The organism is Micromonospora foliorum, assembly GCF_022229015.1.
Taxonomy (GTDB): Bacteria; Actinomycetota; Actinomycetes; order Mycobacteriales; family Micromonosporaceae; genus Micromonospora; species Micromonospora foliorum.
Genome location: NZ_JAKKFF010000477.1, coordinates 1 through 4,826 on the forward strand (window position 1 = coordinate 1; position 4,826 = coordinate 4,826).

Here is a 4,826-nt window from a genome sequence, read left to right on the forward strand (position 1 = left end):
CGCGGCGCAGCGCCGGCTTGGAGACGTCCAGGGCCAGACCCACGGCGTCCGGCAGCGCCGCCAGCACCGCGGCGAGGTACCGGCCGGTGCCGGCGCCGGCATCCACCACCAGGGGGTACGCCCCGAAGCCCGCCCCGGCCCGCGTCGCGGCAGCGGCAAGCGCTCCTGAGATGACGTCGTAGTGCCCGGCGGCCTGGAAGTCCGCACGGGCGGCGACCATCTCGGCGGTGTCACCGACGTGCGGCGCCCGACCGGTGAGCAGGTTCACGTAGCCCTGACGCGCGATGTCGAAGCTGTGCCGCCGCGGGCAGCGCAGTGCCCGAACGTCGGCGGCCTGTCGAAGCGGTTCGCCGCAGACCGGGCAGCGCAGCCGGTCGAGGACCCGGGGGTCCATGTCAGGCCGCGGCTTGTCCAACCCCCCGAACGCGTCCATGCCGTCGAGCCTAGTGGCCTGGCTCGGCGGACCTGAGCTGGCTGACTAGGGTCTGAGCATGGTCGCAACTATCCGATACGAGGACATCGTCAAGGTCCCGAAGGCGCTGCTGCACGACCACCTCGACGGCGGCCTGCGGCCGGCGACGATCGTCGACCTGGCCGCCGAGGTGGGCCACGAACTTCCCACCACCGACCCGGAAGCGCTCGGACGCTGGTTCGCGGACGCGGCGGACTCCGGCTCCCTGGAGCGCTACCTCGAAACGTTCGCGCACACCGTGGCGGTCATGCAGACCGCGCCCGCGCTGCGTCGGGTGGCCCGCGAGTGCGCCCTGGACCTGGCCGCCGACGGAGTGGTCTATGCCGAGGTGCGCTTCGCCCCGGAGCAGCATCTGGAACGGGACCTGAGCCTCGACGAGGTGGTCGAGGCGGTGCTGGCCGGGTTCGCCGAGGGCACCGCGCAGGCGGTCGAGGCGGGCCTGACCATCCGGGTGGGCACCCTGCTCACCGCGATGCGGCACGCCGCCCGCTCCCAGGAGATCGCCGAGCTGGCCGTGCGGCACCGGGACGTCGGGGTGGTCGGCTTCGACATCGCCGGCGCCGAGGCGGGCTTTCCACCCACCCGGCACCTGGACGCCTTCGAATACCTGCAACGGGAGAACTTCCACTTCACCATCCACGCCGGTGAGGCGTTCGGTCTGCCGTCGATCTGGCAGGCGATCCAGTGGTGCGGAGCGGACCGGCTCGGCCACGGGGTGCGGATCGTCGACGACGTCGCCCCCGACGGCTCGCTCGGCCGGCTGGCCGCGTACGTCCGGGACAAGCGGATTCCCCTGGAGCTGTGCCCCTCGTCGAACGTGCAGACCGGTGCGGTCGACTCGATCGCGGACCACCCGATCGGTCTGCTGCGGGACCTGCGCTTCCGGGTGACCGTCAACACCGACAACCGGCTGATGAGCGGCACCTCGATGTCGCGGGAGATGTCGCTGCTGGTGGAGACGTTCGGCTACGGCTGGAAGGAGTTGCAGTGGTTCACCATCAACGCGATGAAGAGCGCCTTCATCCCGTTCGACGAGCGGCTGCGGATCATCGATGACGTGATCAAGCCGGCGTACGCGAAGTTGCTGGCCTGAGTTCAGCCGTGTGGGTGGCCGGCGAGCAGGCCGGCCACCCGGTGCAGCACCTCCCGGGCCCGGGCCGCCTCCGCACCCAGGCCCATCTGTCGACGCAGCACCGCGGGCTCGGCCCGCAGCAGCGCCACCCCCCGCCGAATCAGCACCCGGGGTGCCTTGCGCTGCTCGGACAGGTCGCGGGCGAGTCGGCGTAGGAAGGTCGCCCCGCGCGGCCGGCGCAGCGCGTACGCCCCGGCCAGCAGGCCACGGCGACGGCACTCCTCGACGATCTCGGCGGCGAAGATCCCTTCGGCCACGAAAAGTGGCGATCCGGCGACATCAAATGGCCGGGTGGCCACCCGTCGATCCGCGCCGATCGCATAAACCGGCACATCGGCTCGGCCCTCACGGGCAAGTCGGGCAATGATTTCCACCGCACCGGGAGCATCCCAGGACTGCGGCGATTCCCAATCCACCTGGCCGTTTCGTCTTGGCAACGTAGGGTCATCGCCGTCTTTGTAGAAGTCGTCCAAGCAGAGCACCGGCAAGCCGGTTTGCTGCGCTATGTACGACTTTCCGGACCCCGATGGGCCGGCCAGTAGGACAACTCGGTGCGGATGTTCCATTACCTTCAGTTACTCCGGCCAGACAGACTGCTATCAAATCGCATCAACATCTCATCACACCTTCGGTTGGGGACAACCTGGGCTTTCTTCTTGTCGACCGGCGTGATGGAATCTCGGGGGTCCGACCCGCCGGGTCGGTCGCTGGGCGTTGCCCGGGGCAACGCGTTCAAGCTGTAATCGCGAGGGCGGTGACGTGAGCAAACGGCCAAAGACGGCGGGCTCCTTCCTGTCGCGGCTGCGCCGGCCGGCCAGCCGGCTCCGGGACATGCCGATCTGGTCCAAGCTCGGTCTCATCATGATCGTGCCGACCATCGCCACGGTCGTGGTGGGCACCAGTGGTCTTATCGACCACGTGGAGACGCTCAACAATGCCAACCGAGCTGGCGACCTGGCGAATCTGTCGAGCTATTCAGGTGACCTGGTCGACAGCCTGCAGGACGAGCGCACCGCCGCCGTGCTGCTGCTGGGCGCGGACGGGACGCAGCCGACAGCGCAGTACCAGGAGGCATACAACCGGGTGAACTCCCGGGTGGATCAGGACGCGATCCCCTACCGCCAGCAGCGGACCGAGATCGAGGACCTGCCGAGCAGCCTGGAGAGTCTGCTCGACGGCATCGACCAGAACCTGCAGGACCTGTCGGGCGTCCGCAGCCAGGTGTTCAACGGAAAGCTCGCGCTCACCGAGACCGTGCAGGCGTACGAGGGTCTGATCAGCGACCTGCTCGCCATCCGCGACTCGTCCACGCAGCTCGCCGGTGACAACCAACTCAGCGACCGGATGCGCGCCGCCGCGGCGGTCGCCCGGGAGAAGGAGTTCCTCGCCGTACGCCGGGTCGTGGTGCACCGCGCGCTGGGTGTCAAGGGCGGACAACGCCTGACCCCGGCACTGCGCAGGGACTACGTCGCCAGTGACACCGGCCAGCAGCAGGCCCTGCAGAGCTTCAAGGCCGTCGCCACCCCGGACGACGCGAAGTTCCACGACCAGACGGTCGCGGGCGGCGACCGCCGGCAGGCACAGAACTACACCGGCTGGATCGACGGCAACACCACCGGCAACATGCGCGGTGCGCCGTTCGGCCCGGACCAGTGGGAAGCCGCCATGACGGCCAACGCCAAGCTGATCCGCACCGTCGAGCGGAAGCTCGACAGTGAAGTGGTCAACCAGGCCGACACCCTCCGCTCGGACGTCCAGCGTCAGGTCTTCCTGGAGACCGGCCTGCTGCTCAGCATGCTGCTCCTGGCCATCCTCTTCGCGTACCTGGTCGCCCGCTCGATGGCCCGCTCACTGCGTGAGCTGCGGCAGGGCGCGCTCTCCGTCGCCCAGTACGGCCTGCCACAGGCGGTGGCCCGACTGCGCGACCCGCAGGTCGTCGGACAGCTCTCCCCGGTGCAGTTGGCCAACCAGATCGCCGAACCGCTACCGGTGCGCAGCAAGGACGAGTTCGGCCAGGTGACCGAGGCCTTCAACGCCGTCCACCTGGAAGCCGTCCGCACGGCCGCCGAGCAGGCGGCACTGCGTGCCTCCGTCGCGACCATGTTCGTCAACCTGGCCCGCCGTTCCCAGATCCTGGTCGACCGCCTCATCGGGCACCTCGACCGGCTGGAGCGCGGCGAAGAGGACCCGGACCGGCTGGCCGAGCTGTTCCAGCTCGACCACCTGGCCACCCGGATGCGCCGTAACGACGAGAACCTGCTGGTGCTCGCCGGTGCCGACTCCACCCGTGTGCAGCGTGAGCCGGCCGCTCTCATCGACGTGCTGCGCGCCGCGCAGTCCGAGGTCGAGCACTACACCCGGATCGAGTTCGGGGTCATCGACCGCGACATCGAGGTCGCCGCGCACGCGGTCAACGACCTGGTGCACCTCGTCGCGGAGCTGTTCGACAACGCCACCGCGTTCTCCCCGCCCGACTCGCAGGTCATGGTCGAGGCTCGCCGGGTCGGTGACCGCTCCTCGCTGTACGTCGAGGACCGCGGCATCGGCATCAGCGCCGAGCAGTTGCACGACCTCAACGAGCGGCTCGCGACGCCGCCGCAGGTGGACGTGGCCGTGTCCCGGATGATGGGCCTGGTCGTGGTCGCCCGGCTGGCGTCCCGGCACGGTGTCCGGGTCGAGCTTCGCCCCGGCAACGATCGCGGCACGGTCGCCGACGTGACCCTGCCCACCTCGGTGCTGGTGCCCCGGGCGCTCTCCGGTCGGGTGCAGCAGCCTCCGGCACTGCCGGCGGCCGGTGCTCCCCAGTTCGGTGCTCCCCAGTTCGGTGGTCCGCAGTCCGGTGGTCCGCAGTCCGGTGGGCCCGCGCCGGTCTTCGGCGCGCTGCCCGCGCTGGGCAACGGCCCTCGCCCGAGCGAGTCCGGCAACCAGGTCACCCTGGGCGGTCGTCCGTTCGACCCCGCGTCGCGCAACGGTGCCGGCACCCCCGCCAACGGTGGCGCGTACCGCTCGATGCCGGCCTGGTCCGACCTGACCGGCGCGGCCGGGACGAACGGCGGCGACGGCTTCACCCCCCGGTCGGCAAACGGCCAGGGGATCGACCCGCTGCCGCAGCGCCGGGCCGGGGACGAGACCCCGACCACCGGCCAGCAGCCGGCCATTCCGCGTCAGCTGCCGAGCAGCCCCGAGGCGCACCCGTACTCGGCGCCGCCGGTCTCCGCGCAG

Annotated in this window: 4 protein-coding genes; 2 read left to right on the forward strand and 2 right to left on the reverse strand. The window is 70.4% G+C overall.

Features of this window, described 5'->3' with window-relative positions:
* Positions 1–394 (reverse strand): putative RNA methyltransferase (locus PSH25_RS28415; RefSeq protein ID WP_372492865.1); only part of this gene is annotated, 394 nt, incomplete at its 3' end.
* 97 nt (positions 395–491) lie between these two features.
* On the opposite strand from PSH25_RS28415, the gene PSH25_RS28420 reads away from it, so the two are divergent.
* Positions 492–1,565: an adenosine deaminase gene (locus tag PSH25_RS28420; RefSeq protein WP_238661963.1), complete on the forward strand. Its 1,074-nt coding sequence runs from the start codon at positions 492–494 to the stop codon at positions 1,563–1,565.
* Between the two features lie 2 nt (positions 1,566–1,567).
* On the opposite strand, the gene PSH25_RS28425 is transcribed toward PSH25_RS28420, so the two are convergent.
* A complete protein-coding gene (locus PSH25_RS28425) occupies positions 1,568–1,861 on the reverse strand; it encodes a hypothetical protein (protein ID WP_238661964.1) in 294 nt (97 codons plus the stop codon).
* A 502-nt stretch (positions 1,862–2,363) separates the two neighbouring features.
* On the opposite strand from PSH25_RS28425, the gene PSH25_RS28430 reads away from it, so the two are divergent.
* Positions 2,364–4,826, forward strand: a 2,463-nt coding sequence (locus PSH25_RS28430) for a sensor histidine kinase (protein WP_238661965.1), incomplete at its 3' end; no start/stop codon positions are given.

Bases quoted from the DNA above. Each gene is read 5' to 3' on its own strand.
- PSH25_RS28420 (WP_238661963.1), top strand. From the start codon at position 492: ATGGTCGCAACTATCCGATACGAGGACATCGTCAAGGTCCCGAAGGCG.